General features: G+C 63.6%; 23 protein-coding genes. 13 read left to right on the plus strand and 10 right to left on the minus strand.

Annotation, left to right across the window (positions count from 1 at the left end; genetic code table 11):
* Positions 1 to 41 precede the first annotated feature (41 nt).
* Entirely contained in the window at positions 42 to 758 is a 717-nt protein-coding gene (locus ACL9RI_RS00490; protein ID WP_422724658.1) for an HAD-IA family hydrolase, read from the plus strand.
* Between the two features lie 4 nt (positions 759 to 762).
* On the opposite strand, the gene hemL is transcribed toward ACL9RI_RS00490, so the two are convergent.
* Both hemL and thiD read right to left on the minus strand, forming a co-directional pair.
* Positions 763 to 2052: a glutamate-1-semialdehyde 2,1-aminomutase gene (gene hemL, locus ACL9RI_RS00495; protein WP_422724659.1), complete on the minus strand. Its 1290-nt coding sequence runs from the start codon at positions 2050 to 2052 to the stop codon at positions 763 to 765.
* A 49-nt stretch (positions 2053 to 2101) separates the two neighbouring features.
* Complete coding sequence (thiD, locus tag ACL9RI_RS00500; RefSeq protein WP_422724660.1) at positions 2102 to 2944, minus strand: bifunctional hydroxymethylpyrimidine kinase/phosphomethylpyrimidine kinase; 843 nt, start codon at positions 2942 to 2944, stop codon at positions 2102 to 2104.
* A gap of 96 nt (positions 2945 to 3040) precedes the next feature.
* Between thiD and ACL9RI_RS00505 the strand changes: the two genes are divergently transcribed.
* The 6 genes from ACL9RI_RS00505 (at position 3041) to ACL9RI_RS00530 (ending at position 12271) form a co-directional block, all read left to right on the plus strand.
* Positions 3041 to 3193, plus strand: coding sequence for a rubredoxin (locus ACL9RI_RS00505; protein WP_131373729.1), 153 nt, complete (start codon positions 3041 to 3043; stop codon positions 3191 to 3193).
* A gap of 98 nt (positions 3194 to 3291) precedes the next feature.
* A complete protein-coding gene (locus tag ACL9RI_RS00510; RefSeq protein ID WP_422724661.1) occupies positions 3292 to 3702 on the plus strand; it encodes a response regulator in 411 nt (136 codons plus the stop codon).
* A gap of 53 nt (positions 3703 to 3755) precedes the next feature.
* Positions 3756 to 4121 (plus strand): response regulator transcription factor, encoded by a 366-nt coding sequence (locus ACL9RI_RS00515; RefSeq protein WP_183674991.1) that lies wholly within the window; start codon positions 3756 to 3758, stop codon positions 4119 to 4121.
* Between the two features lie 3 nt (positions 4122 to 4124).
* On the plus strand, positions 4125 to 4754 hold the full coding sequence (locus tag ACL9RI_RS00520) for a chemotaxis protein CheW (RefSeq protein WP_422724662.1): 630 nt from the start codon (positions 4125 to 4127) through the stop codon (positions 4752 to 4754).
* Positions 4754 to 6982 carry a methyl-accepting chemotaxis protein gene (locus ACL9RI_RS00525; RefSeq protein ID WP_422724663.1) on the plus strand — a complete coding sequence of 743 codons (2229 nt, stop codon included), beginning with the start codon at positions 4754 to 4756 and terminating at the stop codon, positions 6980 to 6982. Before ACL9RI_RS00520 ends, ACL9RI_RS00525 begins: the two co-directional genes overlap by 1 nt.
* Before the next feature lie 66 nt (positions 6983 to 7048).
* Positions 7049 to 12271, plus strand: a complete 5223-nt coding sequence (locus tag ACL9RI_RS00530; RefSeq protein WP_422724664.1) for an Hpt domain-containing protein — start codon at positions 7049 to 7051, stop codon at positions 12269 to 12271.
* Between the two features lie 51 nt (positions 12272 to 12322).
* On the opposite strand, the gene ACL9RI_RS00535 is transcribed toward ACL9RI_RS00530, so the two are convergent.
* Positions 12323 to 13783 (minus strand): cryptochrome/photolyase family protein, encoded by a 1461-nt coding sequence (locus ACL9RI_RS00535; RefSeq protein ID WP_422724665.1) that lies wholly within the window; start codon positions 13781 to 13783, stop codon positions 12323 to 12325.
* 378 nt (positions 13784 to 14161) lie between these two features.
* Here ACL9RI_RS00535 and ACL9RI_RS00540 point away from each other — a divergent pair, with 378 nt between their 5' ends.
* From ACL9RI_RS00540 to ACL9RI_RS00565, 6 genes are all read left to right on the plus strand, one after another.
* Positions 14162 to 14764 carry a YqgE/AlgH family protein gene (locus tag ACL9RI_RS00540; RefSeq protein WP_422724666.1) on the plus strand — a complete coding sequence of 201 codons (603 nt, stop codon included), beginning with the start codon at positions 14162 to 14164 and terminating at the stop codon, positions 14762 to 14764.
* A 162-nt stretch (positions 14765 to 14926) separates the two neighbouring features.
* Positions 14927 to 15310, plus strand: coding sequence for a Holliday junction resolvase RuvX (ruvX, locus tag ACL9RI_RS00545; RefSeq protein ID WP_422725154.1), 384 nt, complete (start codon positions 14927 to 14929; stop codon positions 15308 to 15310).
* Between the two features lie 38 nt (positions 15311 to 15348).
* Complete coding sequence (gene pyrR / locus ACL9RI_RS00550) at positions 15349 to 15873, plus strand: bifunctional pyr operon transcriptional regulator/uracil phosphoribosyltransferase PyrR (protein ID WP_183675008.1); 525 nt, start codon at positions 15349 to 15351, stop codon at positions 15871 to 15873.
* On the plus strand, positions 15866 to 16831 hold the full coding sequence (locus ACL9RI_RS00555) for an aspartate carbamoyltransferase catalytic subunit (protein WP_300751459.1): 966 nt from the start codon (positions 15866 to 15868) through the stop codon (positions 16829 to 16831). The genes pyrR and ACL9RI_RS00555 overlap by 8 nt, the downstream gene beginning before the upstream one ends.
* 24 nt (positions 16832 to 16855) lie before the next feature.
* Positions 16856 to 18157, plus strand: a complete 1302-nt coding sequence (locus ACL9RI_RS00560) for a dihydroorotase (protein WP_422724667.1) — start codon at positions 16856 to 16858, stop codon at positions 18155 to 18157.
* Positions 18158 to 18256: 99 nt separating this feature from the next.
* On the plus strand, positions 18257 to 19000 hold the full coding sequence (locus ACL9RI_RS00565; RefSeq protein WP_422724668.1) for a lysophospholipid acyltransferase family protein: 744 nt from the start codon (positions 18257 to 18259) through the stop codon (positions 18998 to 19000).
* On the opposite strand, the gene ACL9RI_RS00570 is transcribed toward ACL9RI_RS00565, so the two are convergent.
* The 7 genes from ACL9RI_RS00570 to ACL9RI_RS00600 all read right to left on the minus strand — a co-directional run bounded on the left by ACL9RI_RS00570 (position 18997) and on the right by ACL9RI_RS00600 (position 25532).
* Complete coding sequence (locus ACL9RI_RS00570) at positions 18997 to 19749, minus strand: ABC transporter permease (RefSeq protein WP_300751465.1); 753 nt, start codon at positions 19747 to 19749, stop codon at positions 18997 to 18999. The genes ACL9RI_RS00565 and ACL9RI_RS00570 overlap by 4 nt on opposite strands.
* A 14-nt stretch (positions 19750 to 19763) precedes the next feature.
* Positions 19764 to 21008 carry an ABC transporter substrate-binding protein gene (locus tag ACL9RI_RS00575; protein WP_422724669.1) on the minus strand — a complete coding sequence of 415 codons (1245 nt, stop codon included), beginning with the start codon at positions 21006 to 21008 and terminating at the stop codon, positions 19764 to 19766.
* A gap of 16 nt (positions 21009 to 21024) precedes the next feature.
* Positions 21025 to 21816 (minus strand): ABC transporter ATP-binding protein, encoded by a 792-nt coding sequence (locus tag ACL9RI_RS00580; protein ID WP_422724670.1) that lies wholly within the window; start codon positions 21814 to 21816, stop codon positions 21025 to 21027.
* Positions 21813 to 22883, minus strand: a complete 1071-nt coding sequence (locus ACL9RI_RS00585; protein WP_422724671.1) for an acyl-CoA dehydrogenase family protein — start codon at positions 22881 to 22883, stop codon at positions 21813 to 21815. The genes ACL9RI_RS00580 and ACL9RI_RS00585 overlap by 4 nt, the downstream gene beginning before the upstream one ends.
* Position 22884: 1 nt before the next feature.
* Positions 22885 to 23439 (minus strand): carboxymuconolactone decarboxylase family protein, encoded by a 555-nt coding sequence (locus ACL9RI_RS00590; protein ID WP_422724672.1) that lies wholly within the window; start codon positions 23437 to 23439, stop codon positions 22885 to 22887.
* A gap of 237 nt (positions 23440 to 23676) precedes the next feature.
* Complete coding sequence (locus tag ACL9RI_RS00595; protein ID WP_422724673.1) at positions 23677 to 24597, minus strand: AraC family transcriptional regulator; 921 nt, start codon at positions 24595 to 24597, stop codon at positions 23677 to 23679.
* A gap of 71 nt (positions 24598 to 24668) precedes the next feature.
* On the minus strand, positions 24669 to 25532 hold the full coding sequence (locus ACL9RI_RS00600; RefSeq protein ID WP_422724674.1) for a symmetrical bis(5'-nucleosyl)-tetraphosphatase: 864 nt from the start codon (positions 25530 to 25532) through the stop codon (positions 24669 to 24671).
* Positions 25533 to 25934: the final 402 nt, after the last annotated feature.

The raw sequence follows: 25934 nt of genomic DNA on the forward strand, positions 1-25934 counted from the left end.
CCCCGCTGTTTTATGCTGGTGCTGCCCCCATTGGAGAATTCATGCCTGACACCGCTACACCCCACCCGCGTTTTACCCATCTGATCAGCGACTGCGATGGCGTGCTGATCGACAGCGAAGCCGTGGCCCTGCAAGCACTGCTGGCCTTGCTGGCGCCCCGTTTGCCGAATTTGCCTAAGGGAACAACCGTACAAGGCTTGATCGAGCCGCGCCTGGGCTTGCGCCTGACGCCGCTGATGCATGATATTTATCGCGAGCTGGGCTTGCCGCAGTTGCCGGACGAAGAAGTGCAGGCGATCGGTCACGCCGTCGACGTGGCCTGCGATGGACAACTGCGCGCCGTGCCCGGCGTGGCGCAGGCGCTGGCGGCGATTCCCTTGCCGAAAGCGGTGGCCTCGAACAGTGTCAGCACGCGTGTGCTGTCGGCGCTGCAGCGTACCGGCATGGCGCACTTGTTTGACGCCCGCGTGTTTACGCCCGACCTGGTGGGCCACGCCAAGCCGCATCCGGGCTTGTACCTGGCAGCGGCGGCCGCGTTTGGCGTAGCGCCGGCGCAATGCCTGGTGCTGGAAGATAGTGTGACTGGGGTGACAGCTGCCGCGGCGGCGGGCATGACGGTACTGGGATTTATCGGCGGCGGCCATATCGCCCCCGGCCAGGAAGCGCGCTTGAAAGCGGCCGGTGCACACCTCGTGTTCAACGACATGGGCAAACTGCCGGCGCTGGTGGCCGGCTTGCTGCAGGGCGCGACCGTCTGACGCTTTACGCCAGGGTGGCAAACACCTTGCGTGCTGCCGCGATGGTGGCGTCGATCACGGCGTCGTCATGTTGCGCCGAGACGAAGCCCGCCTCGAAGGCGGCCGGTGCGAAGTACACGCCTTCGTCCAGCATGGCGTGGAAAAAGGTGTTGAACTTGCTGCGGTCGCCGGCCATCATTTCTGCATAGCTGGCCGGCGGGGTGGCGCTGAAATAAATGCCGAACATGCCGCCGATGTAGTCGGCGCAGAAGACCACGCCCGCTTCCTTGGCTGCGGCCGTCAAACCTTCTGCCAGGCGCTTGGCCGAGGCCTCCAGCTGCTCGTAAAAACCGGGCTGCTGTATCAGTTTCAATGTGGCCATGCCGGCGGCCACGGCGACCGGGTTGCCCGACAGGGTGCCGGCCTGGTACACGCCGCCTAGTGGCGCCATGTTATGCATCAGCGCGGCGCTGCCGCCGAACGCGGCCACCGGCATGCCGCCGCCGATTACCTTGCCCAGCGCCGTCAGGTCGGGCTTGATGCCATACAGTGCTTGCGCGCCGCCCAGGGCCACGCGGAAGCCGCACATGACTTCATCGAAAATCAGGAGCGCGCCGTGTTGCGTGCACAGCTCGCGCATCGCTTGCAGGAATTCGGGCGTGGCTTTCACCAGGTTCATGTTGCCAGCCACCGGTTCGACGATCACGCAGGCGATTTCCGCGCCGAAGCTGTCGAAGGCGTCTTTCAGCTGTTCCACGTTGTTATAGTCGAGCACCAGCGTGTGCTTGACGAAGTCTTCCGGCACGCCGGCCGAGGTCGGATTGCCGAAGGTGAGCAAGCCGCTGCCCGCTTTCACCAGCAGGGAATCGGCGTGGCCGTGGTAGCAGCCTTCGAACTTGACGATCTTGTCGCGTCCGGTGGCGCCGCGCGCCAGGCGCAGGGCGCTCATGGTTGCTTCCGTGCCCGACGAAACCAGGCGCACCTGCTCGATCGACGGCACCAGGCGCGTGATTTCCTCGGCCATCAGCACTTCGCCTTCGGTCGGCGCGCCGAACGACAGGCCCAGCGCGGCGGCGTCCTGCACCGCCTTGATCACTTCCGGGTGGGCGTGGCCGACGATGGCCGGACCCCAAGAGCCGATGTAGTCGATATAGCGCTTGCCGTCGGCGTCCCAGAAATACGGGCCTTCTGCGCGCGTGATGAAGCGCGGCGTGCCGCCTACCGAGCGGAAGGCGCGCACGGGCGAATTGACGCCGCCGGGCGTGGTTTTTTGTGCGCGGGCGAACAGGATGTCGTTCTGTGAAGTCGTCGTCATGATGGTACCTTGAATGATGTCGTTGTCGATGAGCGGTTTAGTTCTGTGTTCAGCGGGTGCGCTGGAACAAACGGTTCGGCACCAGCTTGCCCATGCCGTAGCGCCGCGCATGCGCCAGCGCGCCAGCCGTGAATTCCTGCGCCGCCACGACCGCTTGCGGCACGTCGTCTTCGTCGCTCGCCAGTGCCAGCAGGGCCGTGGCCGCTGCCGACAGGGTGCTGCCGGCGCCGTTGAAAATGCCGGGCAGGTGCTGCCATTCGTCGTGGCGCACCACGCCGTCTTCGCCAAACAGGGTATTGGCGCGCAGTTTGCCGTCGCCCATGCCCGACTTGGCCGGATCGGCCGGCATGCCCGTGACCAGCACGTATTCGCAGCCGAGCGCCACCAGGTAGTCGACATCGTTTTGCAGGGTGTCGGCCGGATCCGGGTCGCGCCAGGTTTCGGCCAGTCGCTCCAGTTCCACCGGCGACAGCACCAGCAAGGTCGTTTGCGGGATCAGCAGCTGGCGCACGGCGGTGAGGATATCTTCATCATCCATGCCCTGTTCCGGCAGCGCCGAGATGAACGGGTCGAGGATCAGGGGCACATCGGGATAGTCGGAGACGATTTCGGCAATTGCCGTGACGTTTTCCACGCTGCCCAGCGCGCCCACCTTGATGGCGGAGACGGTCATGTCTTCCAGCAGCACGCGGGCCTGGTCGGAAACCCAGTCGGGATCGACGGCTTGCATGTCTTCCACGCGCGCCGTATCGCTGATCAAGAGGCCGGTGGTGACCGACAGGCCGTGGCAATCGAAGGCCGAAAAGGTCAGCAGGTCGGCCTGGATGCCGATTGCGCCGACGGGATCGGACACGCCGAAGCTTAATATGAGGGGAGAAGTTTGGTTTTGCACGGCGGGTAGATTAAGATACCTAATTCAGCATTTTACTTGATTGAAGGGTGGCAGAACGTGAGTAGCAACGAAACAACGCAGCAATTCCAAACGTGGATGTGTCTTATTTGCGGCTGGGTTTATGATGAAGAGGCCGGCCTGCCCGATGAAGACATCGCTCCCGGCACGCGTTGGGCCGATGTTCCGATGAACTGGACCTGCCCGGAATGCGGCGCGCGCAAGGATGATTTTGAAATGGTGGCGATTTAAGCAATTTTAACCGATCGGCATGCGTATTCTCCCTCACGCGCTTGATGGCGGCCTATGATATGGTGTACAAGCGGTGTACAAGCTTGCCGAATAATCAAATGACGAGTCCACTATTGTCCGATACTGCGCCTGCCGGCCCGACGATCCTGGTGATCGACGACAGCGCAACCATCCGCAGTTCGGTCGAGAAGGTGCTGACCGGGGCCGGTTATCGGGTGGTAGTGGCCGAAGATGGTTTCGACGCCCTGGCCAAGATCGGCGATTGCTGCCCGGCGCTGATCGTGTGCGACATTTTGATGCCGCGCCTCGACGGCTACCGCACCTGCGCGCTGATCAAGGCCAGCGCCGCGTTTCACGCCACGCCGGTGCTGATGCTGTCGGCGAAGGCGGGCTTGTTCGACCGCGCGCGCGGCGCCCTGGCCGGCGCCAGCGATTGCCTGGCCAAGCCTCTGGTACGCGAGGATTTGCTGGCGGCCGTAGGGCAACACCTGGCAGCATCTGGACGCTGACGCATAGATGGACCGTATTTTTGAATGACCCAACGCAGCAAGGAAGCAGATAGATGGCCATACATACAATTCTGATCGTCGATGACTCGCCGACAGAGCGCTACTACCTGAGCGAAATGCTGGTGCGCGCCGGTTACGCCGTGAGCACGGCGCAGGACGGCGCCGACGCGCTGGCGCAACTGAAAACGGCCAGGCCGGACCTGATCCTGATGGACGTGGTGATGCCGGGGGCGAATGGTTTTCAGATCACCCGCGCCATCGCGCGCGATCCTGACCTGCAGGACGTGCCGGTGATTATCTGTTCCAGCAAGAGCCAGGAAACGGACCGCATCTGGGGCTTGCGCCAGGGCGCGCGCGACTACCTGGTCAAGCCCGTGGTCGAAGCTGACCTGCTGGCCAAGATCGCAGCGCTTTCCTGAGCAATGAGCACGATGCCTGGCAAGGCCACGCCCGTCTCCGCCTCTGTCCCTATGCCTGCCGGCCTGCCTTCCGCTGAAACCGGCGTACGGCGGGGACGCTTGCGCCAGTACCAGATGCAATTGCTCGAGCGCGTGCAGGCGGCGCGTTCCGGCGCCGTGGCGGCCCGCAAGGAACTGGGCGTGATCGTCGGTGGCCAGCACTGCCTGCTGGACCTGACGCAGCTGGGCGAGATCGTCATCCCGGCCGGCATGCAAATCCAGGGCGTGCCGCTGGCGCAGGACTGGTATCTGGGCCTGGCCGCCATGCGCGGCCGCCTGACCGCCATCATCGACCTGGCCCGTTATCGCGGCGGCGCGGCCTGTGCGATAACTGCGGACAGCCGCATCATCACCTTTGCTCCCCGCCTGGGACTCAATTGCGCGCTGCTGGTCGAGCGCGTGCTGGGGTTGCGCCAGCAGCACGGCATGGTTGCCGGCGCCGCCGCATCCGGTGCTGCACCCTGGGCCCGGCCTTATTCTCTGCGCGATGGCGGACAGCAGTGGCTACGCCTGGACCTGGCGCTGCTGGCGCAGGAAGCGCGTTTTCTGGACGCCGGCTTTGGCGGCGCCAGCCTGTATGGAGAGCATCGCTGATGGCCGCTCATTCCCCTATCCTGGCCGCTGGCAGTGCAGAGCATGCCGAGGGCGTGGTCTTGCCGGGCGATTTGCCGCTACGCCTGCGCGACGCGCTGGGACGGCGCAAGTCGCTGGCCAGCGCGCCGGCCAGGGATCTGAAGCTGCCCCTGATCGGCCATCTGCCGCTGCAAAAGCAGTTGAGCATCCTGTCGACCGTGATGGCCCTGAGCCTGGCGGCCAGCCTGCTGTTCGTGGGCTTGAATACGCGCAGCGGCAATATCGCTTCGGCGCAGACGCAATTGGCCAGCGATGCGCTGATGCACTCGCAGCGCATCGGCAAGGCGGCGCCGAATGCCGTGCAGGGCAACCAGGATGCGTTTCGCCAGCTGGAAGAAAGCCGCAATGAGTTGAACCAGGATTTCCGTCTGATGGCGCGCGGCGGCACCTATCACGGCCGCGACATCGGCGAATCGCGTTCCACCCTGCTGGCGGCGGTGGCCGACGCGCGTAAAAAATGGGCCAGCAGCGACCGCGCGGCCAGCACCATCTTGCGCCTGAAGGCCGAGCTGGGCGATTTCGACAAGGCCTTGCAGCAGTTGAACGCGCTGTCGCCCGCCTTGCTGGCGCAGACCGAGGAAATCGCCGCACTCAAACTGCAACGGGGCGGCAATGGCCACGACCTGGCTGTCATCGGCCGCTTGATGATGCTGACCCAGCGCATGAGCCGCAGCGCCAGCGAGTTTCTCGCTTCCGGCAGCATCAGTTCGGAAACGGCTTTCTCACTGGGCCGCGATACGACCTATTTCCGTTCGGCCGTCGACGGCCTGCTCAATGGCAGCGTCTCGCTGCAGCTGGCGCCCACGCGCGACCCGGAATTGCGCGATCGCCTGGTAGCGCTGAAAGCCAATTTCGACAACTACCAGAAGCTGGTGTCGTCGATCCTCGACCGGCTCGACAAATTCAGTGCGGCGAAAGGCGCCGAACAGCTGATCTTCAATGAAAATGAAGACTTGCGCCAGCGCCTGACCCTGCTGCAGCAGATGTACCACGCGAACCAGGAAACCCTGGGCCTTGAATTCTGGCTGATGGTGGCCGGCGTGCTGGTGACCTTGATCGGTGCGGCCGGGATTGGCCGGGTGCTGCTGCAAGATTCCGTCAACCGCACCCATGATGCCGAGCGGCGCCGCCAGGAAGCGGAAATCCAGCGCTTGCTGTCGCAGGAAAAAGAGGAAGAGGCCAAGGCCAAGAATGAGCAGAGCCAGGCCGCCATCCTGCGCCTGATGAATGAATTGCAGAAGGTGGCCGACGGCGACCTGACCGTGCAGGCGACGGTGTCCGAAGACATCACGGGCGCCATCGCCGATTCCGTCAACTACACGGTAGAAGAATTGCGCGGCCTGGTCGGGCGCGTGACGGCCACCGCCGAACAGGTGAACCGCGCCTCGACGCAGGCGCAAAGCATATCGAGCAAATTGCTGATCGCTTCGCAGCAGCAGTCGCGTGAAATCCTCGACGCCAGCGCCACGGTGGTCAATATGGCCAACGCGATTACCGACGTGTCGAAATCGGCCAGCGAATCGGCCGACGTGGCGCGCCAGTCGGTGGCGGCGGCGCTGCAGGGATCGACGGCGGTGGAAAACGCCATCAAGGGCATGCATGAAATCCGCGAGCAGATCCAGGATACTTCCAAGCGCATCAAGCGCCTGGGCGAATCGTCGCAGGAAATCGGCGAAATCACCGAACTCATTTCCGACATCACGGAACAGACCAACGTGCTGGCGCTGAACGCCGCCATCCAGGCTGCATCGGCCGGCGAGGCGGGGCGCGGGTTTTCCGTGGTGGCCGAAGAGGTGCAGCGCCTGGCCGAACGCTCGGCCGCCGCCGCCAAGCAGATCGGCGCGCTGGTGCGCACCATCCAGGCCGACACCCAGGACGCTACCCGGGCGATGGAAAAATCGACGCAGGGCGTGGTCGAGGGGGCGCGCCTGTCCGATGCGGCTGGCGCGGCCTTGAGCGACATCAGCCAGGTATCGAAGCACCTGGCGGAACTGATCCAGGGCATTTCGTTCGCCACCGGCGCGCAGGCCGGTTCGGCCAGCGGCGTGGCCCTGAATATCCAGCACATCCTGAGCGTGACGGAACAGACCCAGGACGGCACGCAGCAAACGGCGCAGTCTATCCATAAACTGTCGATGCTGGCGCAGGAACTGAAAAATTCGGTGTCGCGCTTCCGCGTTGCCGCGTAAGCTCCGGCAGACGCCGTCAAGATAGGGTGTTGCGATTTCGCGTACGATTGATTAACCGAGGCATGCATGAGCACAGCTGATAGTCCGCAACAATCCAGGCAGTTCGATAGCGAGCCCTTGTCATGGGTGATGGCGGAAATCCGCGAAGCGCTGGGCCGTTCCAGAACGGCGTTGTTCGAAGCTGGCGGGCGCGAACGCGAGGAACGCGCCACGGCCCTGCAGCATGCCCGCTCGCATTTGCATCAGGCGCATGGCGCGCTGGTGATGGTCGACGTGGCCGGCGCCAGCATGCTGACGGCCGGCGCGGAACAGGCGCTGGCGCGTTTTCGCGACGGCAGCCTGGAATACACGGTCGATCATGCGCTCGTCGTGAGCGAGCTGTATCAGGCTATCGTCGAATACCTGGAAGACTTGCTCTCTGGCGCGCCGGCGCAGGCGACGCGCCTGTTCCCGTATTACCGCGCGCTGCAAGCCATGCTGGGGGTTGAGCGTATCCACCCGGCCGACCTGTTCTTCCCGCCTGCACCGCCACCCGGTTTGTCCATCGCGCTGGCCGACCCCGTGATCGCCGCCGATTACCCGGCCTGGCGCACGCGCTTTGAAAAATCCTTGTTACCGTTCCTGAAGGCGCAAGAACTGCAGGCGCAGCGCCAGCATGCAGCCGACCTGCATGAGACCTTGATCCTGGTGGCGGATGCGCAGCAGGATGGCCCCGCGCGCACCTTCTGGTTCGCCATGCAGGCCTGCGCCGAGCTGGCGGCCAGCGGGCAGGGCGCGGGCAGCCTGTACCTGAAGCAGTTGTTTGGCGCGATGAACCAGCAATTGCGCCGCCTGGCCCAGGGGGCCGGAACGTTGCCCGAGGCGCTGCTGCGCGAAGCCCTGTTCTTCATTACCCAGGCCGATGAACCCACCCCGGCGGCGCAGCAGTTACGCGCCCTGTTCGCACTCGACGGTGCGCTGCCAGACGACGTGGAGGCGCGCCGTTATGGCCAGATTGACCAGGAAGCCTTGTCGGGTGCGCGCGCGGCGCTGGCCCAGGCGCGCAGCAGCTGGAGCCGATTGGCGCAAGCCGATCTCGATCCTGCCCTGGTGACGGCGTTCGACGCTTCGCTGCAGCAGGCGGCGCAGCATGCCGAGACTTTGAAGGTGCCAGCCCTGGCCAGCCTTCTGCGCCAATGTGCGTCGGTTGCGCGCTTGGCCGTCATCAGTGGCCGCAGCGAGGCGCTGGAACAGGAAATCGGTACGGCGCTGCTGTTTGCCGGGACGGGCCTGGAGCAGTTGCGCCGCCTGCCCGACGATTTCGCGGGCAATGCGGAAACCATCGCTGCGCGCCTGCGGGCGCTGCAGGCTGGCGAAGCGCCGCCGTCCTTTGTCGCGGGTGAACTGACGCGCCAGATCGAACAGGGGCAAAGCATCGCCGGGCAAGCCGAAGCGATGAAGGCCGGTCTGCGCCAGGTGGAGAAAAAGCTCAACGATTACTACGCCGATGCCGCGCGCCTGCCGGCCCTGGCCGAAGTAGAACCCGTGCTGCAGCAGATGCAGGAAACGCTGGCCGGCCTGTCGCAGGATGACGCCGTGGCTGCCGTGCGCCAGGTGGCGCTGGCGGTGGGCCAGCTGGCGCCGGGCACGGATGCCGCAGTCCTGGACGATATTGCGCAAAACGTCAGTGCGCTGGGATTTTTTGTCGATATGCTGGGCCGCAATGCCGCCGCCGCCAAGGGGCGTTTTCATTTTGACGCTGAAGCTGCCACCTTCCGCGCGCTGCCGTTCGAGAAAGTGGCGGCAGCCGGCGCCGTGCCGGTGCCGCTGCTGGACCAGGAATTGCCGGCGGCCTTGCCGTCATCGTCTGCCTTGCCTGCGCTGCCCGATGGCCTCGACGCCGAGATGCTCGATATTTTCCTGGCCGAAGCGCGTGAAGTGCTGGCTTTTATCGACACCACCCTGGCCTTGCCGCGCGAGCAGGCCGCCAGCGGCGAACACCTGGCCATGCTGCGCCGCTCGTTCCACACCTTGAAGGGCAGCAGCCGCATGATCGGCCTGGTCCAGTTTGCCGAAGCGGCGGGCGCCATCGAACGGGTCTTGAATAGCTGGCTGGCCGAGTCGCGTCCGGCCAGCGACGATTTGTTTACACTCCTGAATTACGGCTGGTACCAGCTCAGCGAATGGGTGGCTGAACTGGAAGGCGGCAGTGGCCAGCAGCGCGAGGCGGGTATGCTGCTCGACGCGGCCGAGCGGGTGCGCGAAGGCGGGCCATTTGAATTGCGCAAGCCGCGAGTGGAATCGGCCGTCTCGAAGCCGCTTGAAAAACCGCTCGCGCCGCTGGTGAGCAATGGCAATGTAATCGGTTTGCCGCTGGCTACCGCGCCCGCGCCGCACCAGGCGAGCGAAGATAATCTGAAGCATGTGGGCGAACTGCGCATCAGCCTGCCGCTGTATAACATTTACCTGGCCGAGACGGATGAACTGCTGCGCGTGCTGACGCGCGATTTTGGCGAATGGCGCCATGAACGGCGCGCCGTCAGTGCCGAAGCCCTGCAAGCCGTGCATACCCTGGCAGGCTCCTCGGGCACGGTTGGCTTCACGGCCTTGCGCGACCTGGCGCACGCGCTGGAGGTGGCTATCGAGACGGCGGCGCCGCCCGTTACTGGCTTGCTGGACGCACAGCATGATGTGCTGGAGCGCAGCACGCAAGTCATAGCGCAGATGCTGCAGGCGTTCGCGCTCGGTGATCTGGCGCCAGCGCAGCCGGAGACGATAGACGCGCTCAATGCGCTGTGGTCTGAATTGACTGCGCCGCCAGTCGACACGGCGGAACAAAGGCTGGAGACCTTGTTTGCGGATATGTACGCCAGCATCGTCGGCGCGCCTGCGCAGGAGCCGTCTGCGATGGCGTCGGCAGTGGAAATGCCGCAACTCGATGCGCTGTTTGAAGCGGCGTATGCGAGTATCGTCGGCAGCGATGACTTGTTCGACAGCGGTTTCGATCACGCGGCCATGCTGGAGCACGTGGACTCGGAGACGCCGGAGCCTGTGTACCTCTCCGCGTCTGCCGATGCTGCTGCGCTGCTGGCCGCCAGCGCCGGCATCAGCGATGAACTCGACCCTGAACTGTTGTCGGTCTTCCTGGAAGAAGGCGCCGATCTGCTGCCGCGCATCGGCGAGGCGCTGCGTACCTGGCAGCAGCAGCCGCAGGACAGCGGCCAGGCGCAGATGCTGCTGCGCACCCTGCACACGGTCAAGGGCAGTGCGCGCATGGCCGGGGCGATGCGCCTGGGCCAGCATGCACATGAAATCGAGACGCATATCGAAAACATGCTGCATGCGGGTACCGCCACGCCGCAGGCGTTCGAGGAGTTGCTGGCCCATTACGATCATGCGCAGCACCTGTTCGAACAATTGCAGCAGCCGCTGCTGCCGCTGCCGGGCATGGAAGAGACGCCTGTTGCAGAGCCCAAGGCCGCGCTGGTGCGCGTGCGGGCCGATATCCTCGACCGCCTGGTGAACCAGGCTGGCGAAGTGTCGATCACGCGCTCCAAGATGGAAAATGAAATGGGTTTGCTCGGTGCGTCGATGGCGGAATTTTCCGACAACCTGGCGCGCTTGCGGCGCCAGTTGCGCGAAGTGGAAATGCAGGCTGAATCGCAGATCGCCTCGCGCATGGCGGTGGGCAGCGAGCGCGATTTCGATCCGCTGGAATTCGACCGTTTTACGCGCTTGCAGGAACTCACGCGCATGATGGCTGAAAGCGTCAACGACGTGGCGTCCTTCCATGAAAATCTGCGTCACGGCGTCGATGCGGTGGGCGACGACCTGGTGCTGCAGGCGCGCTTGACGCGCGAGCTGCAGCGCGACCTGATGCAAGTGCGCATGGTGCCGTTTGCCAGTATCGCCGAACGCCTGTTCCGGGTGGCGCGGCAAAGCGCCAAGGAAGTCGACAAGCGGGTCAACCTCGATATCCGTGGCGGTAGCGTCGAGATCGACCGCAGCGTACTGGAACGCATGGCCGCGCCATTTGAACACTTGCTGCGCAACGCCATCGTGCATGGCATCGAGGCGCGCCAGGCGCGTCTGCAGGAAGGCAAGGATGAAACGGGCGAGTTGCTGCTGCAGGTCAGCCAGCAGGGCAATGAAGTGGCGATTGCTTTTTCCGACGACGGCGCGGGCCTGGACCTGGAACGCATACGGACCAAGGCGCACAGTGCCGGCCTGGTGGCGCCTGATGCATCACTGACCGATGCGCAGGCGGCCGACCTGATTTTTGCACCCGGCTTTTCCACCGCCGACAGCCTGACGGAACTGGCGGGGCGTGGCTTTGGCATGGACATCGTGCGTTCCGAAGTGCTGGCGCTGGGCGGGCGCGTGGAGACCTTCTCCACGCCCGGCCAGGGCTTGCGCTTCACGATACACCTGCCCCTGACCCTGGCCGTGACCCAGGTGGTGCTGCTGGTGGCGAACGGACAAACCTATGCCTTGCCTTCCGTGCTGGTGGAACAGGTGCTGCACCTGAAAGGGGAACAGCTGGAACAGGTGCGGGCCACCGGCCGCATCGACTCGCATGAACAGCCGCTGTCCCTGCACCATTTGTCGGCCATGCTGGGCGAGACGCCGCTGACCGCCGAAGGACAGCGTTATGTGCCGGTGCTGTTGCTGCGCAATGGCAATGACAGGCTGGCGCTGGAAGTGGACGAAGTGCTGGGCAACCGCGAAGTGGTGGTGAAAAACGTGGGACCGCAGCTGGCGCGCATGCCGGGCATTGCCGGCGCCACGGTATTGGGCACGGGCGACATCGTGTTGATTTTGAATCCGGTGGCGCTGGCGCAGCACCTTGAACACCACCCCGAACTGCTGTCGCAATATGCGCTGGCCGCTGGCGAACACCGCGTTGCAGCGACCGTGCAGGCTGCACCGCTCGCCTGCGTGATGGTGGTCGATGATTCGCTGACCGTGCGCCGCGTGATGCAGCGGCTGTTCGAGCGCGAGGGCTACCAGGTGCTGCTGGCGAAAGACGGTCTCGATGCGCTGGAACAGCTGCACGAGCTGCCGGCGACCGCGCTGCCGGCGCTGCTGCTGGTCGATATCGAGATGCCGCGCATGGATGGTTTTGACTTGACGCGCAATGTGCGCAGCGAGGCGAAAACGCAGGCTATCCCGGTCATCATGATCACCTCGCGCAGCGCCGACAAGCATCGCCAGCACGCGCTGGAGCTGGGCGTGAATGCCTACTTCGGCAAGCCCTTCCAGGAACAGGAACTGCTGGCCGAAGTCGGGCGTTTGCTGATGGTGGATTGATACGGTTGCGATGTTGTCGGATTACGCGGGGCTTTGCCCCGCTAATCGGACCTACGCCACCGCCTTCACCACCGCATAACGCTCCAGCGTTTCCTTGCGCGCCTCGTCATGCTGCACGATCGGTGCCGGGTAGTCGCGGCCCAGCACGATATCTTTTTGCTCGAGCAGCATGCGCGGCACCAGCCAGGGCGCATGGATTTCCTTGTCGCCCAGGGCTTTGAGCTGCGGCAGGTAGCGGCGGATGAAGCGCCCCGAGGCATCGAATTTTTCCGATTGCGTGATCGGGTTGAAGATGCGGAAATAGGGCTGGGCGTCGCAGCCCGATGAGGATGCCCACTGCCAGCCGCCGTTGTTCGACGCCAGGTCGAAGTCGTTCAGGTGCAGCGCAAAATATGCTTCGCCGCGGCGCCAGTCGATGCCCAGGTCCTTGATCAAAAAGCAGGCGGTGACCATGCGCAGGCGGTTGTGCATATAGCCGGTCTGGTTCAGCTGGGCCATCGCCGCGTCGACCAGCGGGTAGCCGGTGCGCCCCTCACACCAGGCGGCAAACGCTTCATCGGCCAGTTCGCCCGTTTCCCACGCAATGGCGTCATAGGCGGGCTTGAACGCGCCGCCTTCCACGTGCGGATTCTGGTACAAAATCATGGCATAGAAATCGCGCCAGATCAGTTCAGCCAGCCACACGGGCGCGCCATCGCCACCGCTGCCGCGATCCATCAGGTCAACGATGGTGCGCACCAGGTAGCGCAGCGAGACGGTGCCGAAGCGCAGGTGCATCGACAGGTACGACGGCCCCTTCAGGGCTGGAAAATCGCGCGCCACGTCATATTTGCTCACGCGGTTCAAAAAATCATCGAACAGTTTGCTGGCGCCCGACATGCCGGTGGGGATGGCCAGTGCGTGCAGGTTGCTGGGCTCGAAACCCAGGTCGGCCAGGGCAGGCAGCGCCTGGACTGCGGTGCGTGGCGGCGCAAAATGGGCGGCATGCGGTTCGATATCGAAGGAGGCCAGGCAATCGGGTTCCGCGCGCATTTTTTTCAGCCAGGCGTTTTTATACGGCGTGTACACCGTGTACGGTTTGCCTGACAAGGTCAGCACTTCGTCTTTTTCAAAGATCACCTGGTCCTTGAAGCTGAACCACAGTCGCGTGTCGGCCGCCAGCTGGGCCGCGACGGTTGCGTCGCGGGCGATTGCCTGCGGTTCATAGTCGTGGTTGCTGAAAACGGCGTCTGCGTTCAATTCGGCGGCCAGGCGCGGTATCGCTTGCGCCGCCTCGGCATGCAGCACGATCAGGTCGCCGCCCAGTTGACGCAGTTCGGCGGCCAGTTCGGCCACGCTGGCGTGGATGAAATCGACCCGCCGGTCGCGGCGCGGCAAGCCGTTCAGGATGGCGGTATCGTATACAAACACACAATGCACGGCCTGGGCCTGGCGCAGGGCGTGGTGCAGTGCAGCATGATCAAAGGCGCGCAAATCGCGCCGGAACCAGACCAGGGCAGTCTTGATTGTCATTATTTCTCGTGTTTCGGGTCAAAGAAAGGTTTATTTTCGCCGCAGACGGTCTTTTATGGCCGTTCGCGCCGTGCCTTTGGCGTCGCTGCGAGGGCAATTCAGTGTAAACTAGCAGATAGTGTCGCGGCGTTTTGCGCGCGATAATGGTTTTGCAATCCATATTATTATTGTATGGACAATGTATCGCCAGTAGCCAAAAACAAGCAACCATAAAGCAACCATAATAAGGGCTGACACTGGCAAGCGGGGGAAGTTCCACGCGGCCAGCAGCGCCAGCCTACACAGCAGGGGTAAGTGAGACTTGCCAGCAAGCCCACAGAGAGAGTATCGCGTATGAAAAAGAGTAAAATCGACCACACTCTACCAGGACATCGTTTGATGCAGGGAGTCAGTGAGCCGGCTGCAACCGGCGCATCGACCCTGAATCTGGCGAATCACTTCCTGATCGCGATGCCGGCGATGCAAGACCCGATTTTCGGCGGCACCGTCGTCTACGTTTGCGAACACAATGAAAATGGCGTGCTGGGCGTCGTCATCAACAAGCCCACCGACATGACGATGGAAGTGCTGTTCGACCGCATCGACCTGAAGCTGGCCGGCGGCAGCGAAGCGCCCATCATCAATGAACCGATCATGTTTGGCGGCCCGGTGCAGGATGACCGCGGTTTCGTGCTGCACACGCCGGGCGCGCGTTACTCCTCGTCGCTGACGGTGACCGAGGACGTGGCGTTTACCACCTCCATCGACGTGCTCGAAGCGGTCGCCAAGGGCGATGGCCCCGAGCGCATGCTGGTCTCCATCGGCTATTCGGGCTGGAGCCCGGGCCAGCTGGAAGACGAGATCGGCCGCAATGGCTGGCTGACGGTGGGCGCTTCGGCCGATATCCTGTTCGACTTCCCGATCGAAGACCGCTACGTGGCGGCCATCAAATTGCTGGGCATCGATCCCTTGATGTTGGCAAGCGAGGCCGGACACGCATGAAGTGGACACTATAAACCTACTGCGCAGCCCACTTTCGGGCATCCGTTGCTCGCTGTACCTTCGTACAGCTCCGCTACTCAACCCGACATTGGGCTTGCTCGCTACGGTTTCTAGCGCCACCTGCGTTGATTATTATGGAAAAATGCTGTGACGAGTAATACCATTGACACCATCCTCGCCTTCGATTTCGGCTTGAAACGTATCGGTGTGGCCATCGGCAATACCATGATTTGCCAGGCCAAGCCGCTTAGCGTGATCACGGCCACGGCGAACGAACCGAAGTTTGCCGCCATCGCCGCGCTGCTCAAGGAATGGGGCCCCAGTCGTATCGTGGTGGGCTTGCCCAGCCACCCGGACGGCACCGAACACGAGATGAGCGCGCGCTGCCGGCGCTTTGCCAACCAGGTGCATGGCCGCTTCAACCTGCCGGTGGAACTGGTCGATGAGCGCTATTCCTCGGCCGTGATTACGGCCAGGCGGGGCGAGGTCATCGACGACAAGGCCGCCGCCGTCATCCTGCAGCAGTATTTCGACGCACACTATTGAGTATCCTTCCCATCGATTTTCTGACCCACTAAGACTCTATGCCGTATCCTACGAATCCTTCCCAACTCGACGCCGAGGCCCTGTATGCGGTCTTGCTGCAGCAGGTGCAGAGCGGTCTGTCGGGCGTCAACAACGTGGCCATCGTCGGCATCCATTCGGGTGGCGCCTGGCTGGCCGAACGCCTGGCGCGCGACCTGAACCTGCTCGACCGCCTGGGCGTGCTCGATGTGTCTTTTTACCGCGACGACTTTGCCCAGAAAGGCTTGCATGCCGACGTGAAGCCGACGCAGATCGCCTTCGATGTGGCAGGCGCCACCATCCTGCTGGTCGATGATGTGCTGTACACGGGCCGCACCACGCGCGCGGCCATCAACGAGTTGTTCGACTATGGCCGTCCGGCCAAGATCATGCTGGCCGCCCTGGTTGACCGGGGCGAGCGCCAGTTGCCAGTGGCCGCCGATTTCGTGGCCGCGCATACGGCGGTGCCGCCGGGCCAGGCCCTGGTCCTGAAGCAAGCCGACGATGGAAAATTCACGCTCACCATAGACACCCACCATGCTTAACCCGCAACTGAACAAACACGGCGAACTGCAGCATCTGTTGACGATTGAAGGCTTGCCGAAGTCTATCGTCAACCACATTCTGGACACCGCTTCCTCGTTCGTCGGCATCTCCGACCGCGATGTGAAAAAGGTGCCGCTGATGCGCGGCAAAAGCGTTTTCAACCTGTTCTTTGAAAACTCCACGCGCACCCGCACCACCTTCGAAATCGCCTCGAAGCGCCTGTCGGCCGACGTCATCAACCTGAACATCCAGGCCTCGTCGGCCAGCAAGGGCGAGTCCCTGCTCGACACCATCGACAACCTGTCCGCCATGCATGCCGACATGTTCGTGGTGCGCCATGCGCAGTCGGGCGCTCCCTACCTGATCGCCAAGCACCTGATCGACACCAAACAGCCGCATGTCCACGTGGTCAACGCCGGCGACGGCCGCCACGCGCACCCGACCCAGGGCCTGCTCGACATGTACACGATCCGCCACTACAAGAAGGATTTCACGAACCTGACGGTGGCCATCGTGGGCGACATCCTGCATAGCCGCGTAGCCCGTTCCGACATCCACGCGCTGACCACGCTGGGCGTGCCGGAAGTGCGCGCCATCGGCCCGCATACCTTGCTGCCGGGCGGCCTGGAGCAACTGGGCGTGCGCACCTTCACCAACATGGAAGAAGGCTTGAAAGGCGTCGACGTGATCATCATGCTGCGCCTGCAAAACGAGCGCATGAGCGGCGCGCTGCTGCCATCGGCGCAGGAATACTTCAAGAGCTACGGCTTGACGCCCGAGCGCCTGGCGCTGGCAAAGCCGGACGCCATCGTCATGCATCCGGGCCCGATGAACCGCGGCGTGGAAATCGATTCTGCCGTGGCTGACGGTCCGCAGGCGGTGATCCTGCCGCAGGTGACCTTCGGTATTGCCGTGCGCATGGCGGTGATGAGTATTTTGGCTGGTAATCAGGGCTGATAGCCCAAGGACGAGTAAGCAAGCATGACGACACTACACATCAAGAACGGCCATCTGATCGATCCCGCCAACGGCATCGATGGCTTGCAAGACCTGTTTATCGTGGACGGCAAAGTGGCTGCCGTGGGCAGCGCCCCGGCCGGCTTCACTGCCGACACTACCTTTGACGCCGCCGGCCTGGTGGTCGCGCCCGGCCTGGTCGACCTGTCGGCCCGCCTGCGCGAACCGGGCTACGAATATAAAGCCACCCTGGAATCGGAATTGCAGGCGGCGATGCAGGGCGGCGTGACCAGCCTGGTCTGCCCGCCCGATACCGATCCCGTGCTCGACGAGCCGGGCCTGGTGGAAATGCTGAAATACCGCGCCAAGACCTTGAACCAGGCGCATGTGCACCCGCTGGGTGCGCTGACCATGGGCTTGAAGGGCCAGTCGCTGACGGAAATGGCGGAACTGACGGAAGCGGGCTGCATCGGCTTCGCGCAAGCGGAAGAGCCGATCGAAGACACCACCGTGCTGCTGCGCGCGATGCAGTATGCGAACACCTTCGGCTACACCGTCTGGCTGCGTCCGCAGGACCCGCATATCGGCCGTGGCGGGATTGCTCACAGCGGCCCGCTGGCCTCGCGCCTTGGCCTGTCGGGCGTGCCCGTGATGTCCGAAACCATCGCCCTGCACACGATCTTTGAACTGATGCGTGCCAGCCGCGCCAAAGTCCATCTGTGCCGCATTTCCTCGGCGGCCGGCCTGGACCTGATCCGCGCGGCGAAAGCCGAAGGTCTGCCCGTCACCTGCGACGTGGGCGTGCACCATGTGCACCTGACGGACGCCGACATCGGCTTCTTCGATCCGAACGCCCGCGTCACGCCGCCATTCCGCAGCCAGCGCGACCGCGATGCGATCCGCGCCGCCCTGCTGGACGGCACCGTGGACGCCATGTGTTCGGACCACACGCCGGTCGATGACGATGAAAAACTGCTGCCGTTCGGCGAAGCGTCGCCCGGCGCCACCGGCCTGGAATTGCTGCTGTCGCTGGCTTTGAAGTGGGCCGATGACTATGCTGAAGGACAGCCCAAATCGGGCGCCCGTCCGTTGGCGCGCGCCGTGGCCAAGGTCACTTCCGACGCGGCCCGCGTGGCCGGCATCCCGGCCGGCAGCCTGGCTGTCGGTGCTGAAGCCGATATCTGCGTGTTCGATCCGGCCGCCCGCTGGACGGTATCGTCTTCGTCGCTGGCCAGCCAGGGCAAGCACACGCCTTTCCTTGGCTATGAACTCAGTGGTATCGTCAAGGCGACGATCGTGGCTGGACAGGTGGCATTTCAGCGTTAATTTTATTCTTGCATGAAGCCCAAGGGCAAAGGCCGGGGTCGTTCCCTGAGGGTACGACCCCGGTTTTGTCTCAGGGGGTTTTTCCAAACTTGGTGTGACTTGAAACCTCTGCTTACCTACCGCTTCGCGCGTATCGCCTTTCACATTTTTTACGGCATGGCCAAAAGTGCCGTGCTGTTCCCCTGGCTCGATGTGGAGGGGCGTAACCAGCGCATCCGCCGCTGGTCGACGCAGCTGCTCGCCATCTGCGGCGTGCAGGTGGAACTGCCGGCCGGCAGCGTGCCCGCACTCGACCGTGCCATGGTGGTGGCGAACCACGTGTCGTGGCTCGACATCTTCGTCATCAATGCCGTGCATCCCTGCCGTTTCGTGGCCAAGGCCGAGATCCGCGCCTGGCCCCTTTTGGGCTGGCTGGCGGGGCGGGCGGGCACCATTTTCATTTCGCGCGGCAGCAAGCGCGATCTGCGGCTGATCTTCCAGGGACTGGTGGATAAATTGCAGGCCGGTGAACGGATAGCGTTTTTCCCGGAAGGGACGACCGGTGCGCAAGGCGGCATCCTGCCGTTTCACGCGAACCTGTTCGAGGCCGCCATCGATGCGCAGGTGCCGGTGCAGGCGATGGCGGTGGCGTATGTGAATGGTGCGGGGCAGTTGCACCATGCCGTCGACTATATCGGCGACATGAACTTTGGACAAAGCATGCTGGCGATTTTATCGAGCCCGCCGATCACGGCGCGCTTGACCTGCCTGGTGCCGATTGAGACAGTTGGCGCCCACCGGCGCGACCTGGCGGCGGCAACGCAGGCGCTGGTGGCGGCTGCATTGCCTCTCGAAACAGCCTAGTTCTTGACGTGCAGCCAGCGCGCATGCGCGGCGCGGGCCAGGTAGTCGAGGATGAAACCGAGGATGCCGATCAGGACGATGGCGGCCATCAGTTCCGAATAGGCGAGGCGGTCGCGCGTATCGAGGATGAAGTAGCCCAGGCCGGCCGACACGCCCAGCATCTCGGCGGGCACCAGCACGATCCAGATGATGCCGATGGCCAGGCGCACGCCCGTCAGGATATCGGCCGTGATGCCCGGCAAAATCACCTTGAAGACAATTTCGCTGCGCGTGGCCGACAGGCTGCGCGCCAGCAGGAGCCAGTTCGGATCGAGCCGCGCCACACCGGCCGCCGTATTGAGCAAAATAGGCCAGACGGCCGCAAACGCCAGCAGGAAATACACGGGCGCGTCGCCCACGCCCAGCACCATCACGGCGATCGGCATCCACGATAGTGGTGAAATCATGCGCAGCAGCTGGAACAGCGGCATGCTGGCGCCGGAAAAACTCTTCGACATGGCCACCAGCACGCCCAGCGGCACGCCGATGACGATGGCCAGCCCCAGGCCTACGGCCACGCGCTGCAAACTGAGCCAGACGTGCAGCCAGATATCGCTCCCGCGCAGCAGTTCTTCGAAGGCCACGGCCGTATGCAGCGGCGAAAAGGCGGCCGCGATCGGCGTGCTTTTTTCCAGCGCCGTCACGCCCAAGGACCACAACAGCAAGGCACAGGCCAGTCCCAGCAAGGGCAGGCCCAGCTTCGTCAACATCTTGTTTGCCATTCTTAAACCGCCACGATCTCGCTGCGCAGCAAATTGGCTGGCAGGCCGAAGGCGGCCGGACCGCCCACGGCGTTAATCGCCTTGCGCACGAAGCGGTCATCGACCAGGTCGCGCGCGGCGAACTTGGGATCGAGATTGGCCAGGAAGCGCGTGTCGCCCTCTACCTTGGTGCGGCCGATGGCGCGCACCAGCTCTTCCGTGTACGAGGCAAACGGGTAAGGCTGGAAGTCGATGCGGCGCTGCTGCCAGTTCTTGTGCACGATCAGGCCCTGTTTTTCATAGCTGGCGTAATCGGTGGTGGCCAGTACCTTGGTCAGCACCTGCAGCGGATGCGGCGTGTAGCGGTGTTCATCCGTGTTCGACAGCAGCTTGGCCGTCTCGACCTGGTTCGAGCGCGTCCACAGCTGCGCCTTGACGATGGCGTTGGTCACCTTTTGCGCCCATTCGGGACGGGTAGTGATGTCGCGCTCGGATAAAAAGGTGACGCAGCAGGCATGGTTTTTCCACACGTCGCCCGAGAAGCGCAGGATCTTGCCGATGCCGGCGTTTTCGGCCGCCGCGTTGAACGGCTCGGCCACGATGTAGCCGGCGATCGATTTGCCGGCCAGTGCCGACACCATTTCGGCCGGCGCCATCACGATCAGGTTGACTTCATTCGACTTGATGGCGGCGTTGCGCGCGCGCGTGACGGGCGTCAAGCCATTGGCGGCCAGGATTTGCTGCAGCAGGATGTTATGGATCGAATACCAGAACGGGATGGCGACCGTGCGCCCGCCCAGGTCAGCCACCTTGTTGATCTCGTTGGCCACCGTCAGCGCGGAACCGTTGACGTGGTTCCAGGCGACGACCTTGGCAGGGAATTTGGAACCGTAGCGCACCCACAAGGTAGCCGGCGACAGCAAGTGGATCACGTTGACCTGGCCGGCCACGAACGCTTCGATGATTTGCGCCCAGCTGCGGAACAGGCGCGGCGCTTCCGCCTGCAAGCCCTCCGCTTCGAACAGCTTGCGTCCGTGCGCGACCAGCAAAGGCGTGGCGTCGGTGATGGGCAGGTAGCCGATCTTGACGGGCTGGTCGTCGCCCTTGGGGCCTTGCTGCGCCATGGCGTCGCCGGCGAACAGCAGCGGCGAGGCGACGCTGGCCGTGGCCAGGGCCGACATGCGCAAAAAGTCGCGCCGCGTCAGGCCGCAATCGCAGTCGGACGAAGCGCAGATATGCAGCGGTTTATTCTCGTTCTGGAAGGTCATGCGGGGCTCCCGGTGATCAGTTATTGGTAGTGGATTTTTGCAGCGACTGCAGGGCGTCGAGGATATCGAGCTTGAGGGCGATCACATCGCTGTCGTGGCCTATCCTCGGCTGGGCGATATCGACAGTCCATTCGCGCACGATATTGCCAGGCTTGCCGCCCATCAGCACGATGCGGTCGGCCACCAGGATGGCTTCATCGATATCGTGCGTGACCAGCAGCACGGCCGTGTGCCAGCGGTGCACCACGTCGACCAGCAGCGCCTGCATTTCGGCGCGGGTGATGGCGTCGAGCGCAGAAAATGGTTCGTCGGCGAACAGCAGTTCCGGTTCACGCGCCAGGGCGCGCGCCAGCGCCACGCGCTGCGCCATGCCGCCCGAGAGGGCCGATGGATACAGTTTTTCGCGTCCCTTGAGGCCCACCGCGTCGATGGCTTGCGCCACGCGCGCAGCGTGGGCGTCGCGCGTCAGCTTCGGCTGGTGTTTGAAATCGAGGCCGAAGCCGGCATTGCCCGTGACGTTCAGCCAGGGCAAGAGGCTCGCTTGCTGGAACACCAGGGCGCTGCGCGGGTCGGGCTCCAGCATCGGCTTGCCGAGGAATTCGATATTGCCTGCCGATGGCGGCTGCAGGCCGGCCAGCACGCGCAATAAACTCGATTTGCCGCAGCCGCTGCCGCCCAGCAGGCAGACGATTTCGCGCTTGCGCACGCTGATGCTGACGTCCTGGAAAACCGGTTCGCTGCCAGGATAGGCATAACGCAGACCCTGCGCCTGCAAGGCCCAGTCTTGAAGTTCCGCGCTTGCCGTCATGCCTTGGCCGCCTGCTGGCTGTCGAACTGCTGCAGCGCCGCCTGCAATTGCGTCAGGCTGGGCGTGACGATGGGGATGAACGACGATTCGCGCCAGCGGCGGGCAAAGCCCTGCTGCTCGGCGTTCAGGTAGGCGCGTCCGCCCATGGCCTGCAATTCCAGCATCAGGGCTTGCTGCAGCAGTTCCGCCAGCTGTATGCGCAGGCGGAACATGGCGGGCGCCTGGGTCTTGAAGCGGCCATCGTGCACGCCGGCCAGCAGAGTGGCCACGGCCGCTTCCAGCGTTTCCTGCAGGGCGCTGATGCGCGGCGTGAGCTGGTTGCGCGAACCGGCCGAGATGCTGGCTGCCTGTGCCAGGCTGGCGCGCGCCAGGCCGATCGACAGGCCGCACTGCATGCCGAGAAAGGCGGGACGCACCTGAGGCAACCAGGCGGTCGCGTTGTCGCTGATGATGTCAGTGGCGGGGACGTGTACCTGGACCAGCTTGACGGAGGCCGTATTACTGCCGCGCAGGGCGATCAGGTCGAGGTCATCGCTGCGCTGCACACCTGCCCAGCCGCTGTCGAAAGCGACGATGGCCGGCGCTGCGCCGTCATTCGGCGCCACGGCGGCGGCGGCGACAAAGCCTGCCTTGCGCAGATTCGTGACCCAGGCCAGGCCGCCATCGAGCAGCAAGCCGCCATCCTGGCGCGTCGCCGTGATTTGCAGCTGCTCGATGCCGGACAAGAATTTCATCGCATTTGACAGCCCGCTGGCGCCTGCCTGCCTGCCCGTCAACAGATCGGGCAAACGCCGCTCTGCCAGCGCGCGGTTCGGGCTTTGCAGCATGAATTCGATGAAGCAGCGCTGGCCCCAGAAGACAAAGGCGGCCGTCACCGATTGTTCGGCCACCCTGGCAATCGCCTGGATGGCGTCGCGCACGTCGCCGCCCAGGCCCCCGTGTTCCTGTGCTACGCCCGTGCGCAGCAGGTCGTCGCCCGCCAGGGCAGGCAAGACGTTTTCAGCCAGCGTAGCCGATTGGTCGAGCTGGTCGGCATGCGTGTGCAGCCATTCCTTGAGCTGTGCCATATCAGACGGCGCCGGGCAGGTAAGGCGTCAATTGCGGATTGACGGGCGTGCCGGCCAGGCTGTTACTGAAATTGCACAGGGTGGCCAGGCTGATGCCGAGTACCACTTCCAGCGCCTGCTGCTGGTGGTAGCCGGCGCCCAGGAAGGCTTGATAATCGGCGTCGGTGACGGCGCCACGCGTGGCGATGACGGCCGTGGCAAAGGTGGCGACGGCGTCCAGCTTGGCATCGCCCGTCAGTTGGCCATGCTGCAGGGCGCGCACGACTTCCGGCGTCTGGCCCGCTTTTTTCAGGGAGATGGCGCTATGGCCGGCGATGCAAAAGTCGCAGCCATGGATGCGCGCCGCCGTGATCTGCACCACTTCGCGCTCCATCAGCGACAGGCTGGCCCGGGCGTTGATGCCGGAGACGGTCAGATAGGTTTCCAGCGCGACGGGCGCGTTGGCCAGTACGCCGATCAGGTTGGGCAGGTAGCCATTGTTGGCGATGGCCTTTTCCACGAAGGGGCGGCTGTCAGCGGGAGCGGTATCGAGGGTTTGCAGCGTCAGACGGGACATGGTAGCACCTTGCTAGCTTGGTAAGTGATGTCCCATTATATCGGCCTCGGTTTGTCCATAACAGCCGCACACGTCGGCATTTGGTGCTCATTCGTCTTAACACCTGTCCAAACCGGCTGCGCGGCGCGCTTTGTGGCCTGCGATGCTCACCGTACTAAAGTACGGTTGCGCTTCTCGGCCGCAAATCATCGCCGCTCGCTACGGTTTTGACAGGCCTTGCTTTACTGTTAATTACTATTAATTTGGTAGCTGGCGCAGACGCTGGTCGCGGCGGTAGGCGCCGGGCTGTTCGCCGGTGACTCTTTTGAAGGCGCGGGTGAAGGCGGCGTGGGAGCGGTAGCCGACCAGTTCGGCGGCGCGTTCGACGGAGGCGCCGTCGTGCAGGCGGCGGGCCGCCAGTTTCATGCGCAGCAGGAGCAGGAACTGGGCCGGCGTATGGCCGCTGGCGCTGGAAAAATGCTTGCAAAAGCTGGCGCGCGACATGCACGCGGCCTTGGCCATGTTCTCGATCGACCAGTCTTCGGCGGGCGCATCGAGCATGCGTTCGAGCAGGGGCGCAAATTCCGTGCGGTGCAGCAGCGACAGCAGGCCGGCGGCCATCTGCTCACCCTGCGCCACGTGGCGGATCAGGTAAAAGAACAGCAGTTCGACCAGGCGCGCAATCAAGGGGGATGGTTGTTCCGGATCGCCGCCGGCTTCCGCCAGGATCAGGTCGAACAGTGCAGCGGCGGCGCTGAAGGCGGGCGCATCGCCGCGTATCAGCAAATACGGCGGGAAGGAATCGACGATCAGGGCTGACAAGGGGCCGCGAAACTGGAAGAAGCCGCAGGCCAGCGCGGTGGCCAGGCTATCTGTCGCCGTTTGCAGCGGCAACATCGCCTGCGCGCTGACGGCGGCTTGCCGGTCGCTGTGGGGACTGAGGAAGTGCGGCAGGTCGCGCAGCAAAAAGACGCCATCGCGTGGGCCGAGTGCGATCGGCGCTTCGCCATCGAGGTGCAGATAGCAATGGCCATCGAGCACCAGATGAAAGCTGCCCAGCGCGCGGCCGGCCGTGGAAGCGCGCCAGCGGCCACAATACTGGCCTACATGCAGCACGGCCGTATCGAGCTGCATGGCGCCCAGCAGCCAGCGCGCCAGCTTGTCGGTATCGGGATTCATGGCATCGTCAGGGTAAAGTCACCATCATACGATGGCCGCTTGCGGAGGCATACGACACATTCCGCTTAAGCTTATGCTCCGGCGCCTGCCTGTTTTTTATCTTTTTTGCCAGCCTGCTGGAATTGCGGGCAACTGACCTGCAGCAGCGAGCGGTCTTCCAGGCAGACGGCAGACAATTGGCCGCCCCAGACGCAGCCGCTGTCGAGGGCAATCAGATTCGGTTCCAGCCGCAGTCCCAGTGCCGACCAGTGGCCGAAGACCACGGTGGTGTCTGTGCTGCGCCGTCCGGGCACCTCGAACCAGGGCATCAGGCCGGAACCGGCTGGCGCCGTGCCACTCTCTTTCATCTTGAAATCCATGACGCCGTCTGCCGTGCAAAAGCGCAAACGCGTCATGGCGTTGACGATGCAGCGCAAGCGGTCGGCGCCGCGCAGGCTGTCGTCCCAGGCGGCCGGTTCGTTGCCATACATGCTACGCAAGAAGTCGACCCAGCCGGGACCAGCCAGCATGCTGGAGACTTCATCGCTCAAGGCTTGCGCCTGTGGCGCGCTCCATTGCGGCAGCAAGCCTGCATGCACCAGCAGATGGCCGTCCTGCTGCAGCACCAGCGGCCGGCTGCGCAGCCAGGCGACCAGTTCGTCGCGGTCAGGCGCAGTCAGGATCTCGTCCAGTGTATCGGAGGCGTGCGCGGGCCGGATGCCGTTGACGACCGCCAGCAAGTGCAGGTCGTGGTTGCCCAGTACCGTGTCGGCCAGGCCTTGCTGCGCCAGCGCGTGCACGTGGCGCAAGGTGGCCAGCGATGCCGGGCCGCGATTGATCAAGTCGCCAGCAAACAACAGTCGGTAGGGGCCATCAGCCGCCCTATGTATACACTTTAGTAATGTTAGTGTTTGTTCTTGACAGCCCTGCAGGTCGCCAATAAAGTAGGTTTTCATCAGTTATTCGGTGGGGGGACAGTGGTGAAACTAGCCGATGATACCGCTACCGGACGCTTTTGCCCGAGATTATATGGATGCGTAGAATACTGATGCATAGTGTGATGTATTTCTGCTGGAATACTGATGGTACCCCAAGCCCCGGTGCTGCCCTCCGCCAAGTCGATGTCGCCATAGGTGGGTATGAGAGAAACCGACAATACTGTTAAAATGCACGACTTGCTGTCGGTGTTCTTGATTACGCTCAACAGCGGCGTGATTTGTGTGTTGCTTTCTTGTTTACACTTGCGCGGAATCTCCCTGCGCTGGCTGGTACAGACGAAACATTACACTGTGCTGTGCCGCAGCAGTATTTGGAAAATTTTGGCGGTGTGCCCTCGCTATATCCCGATGCACAAAGTT

Origin of the sequence: Janthinobacterium sp. Mn2066 (assembly GCF_049319705.1) — a bacterium.
Lineage (GTDB): Bacteria > Pseudomonadota > Gammaproteobacteria > Burkholderiales > Burkholderiaceae_D > Janthinobacterium.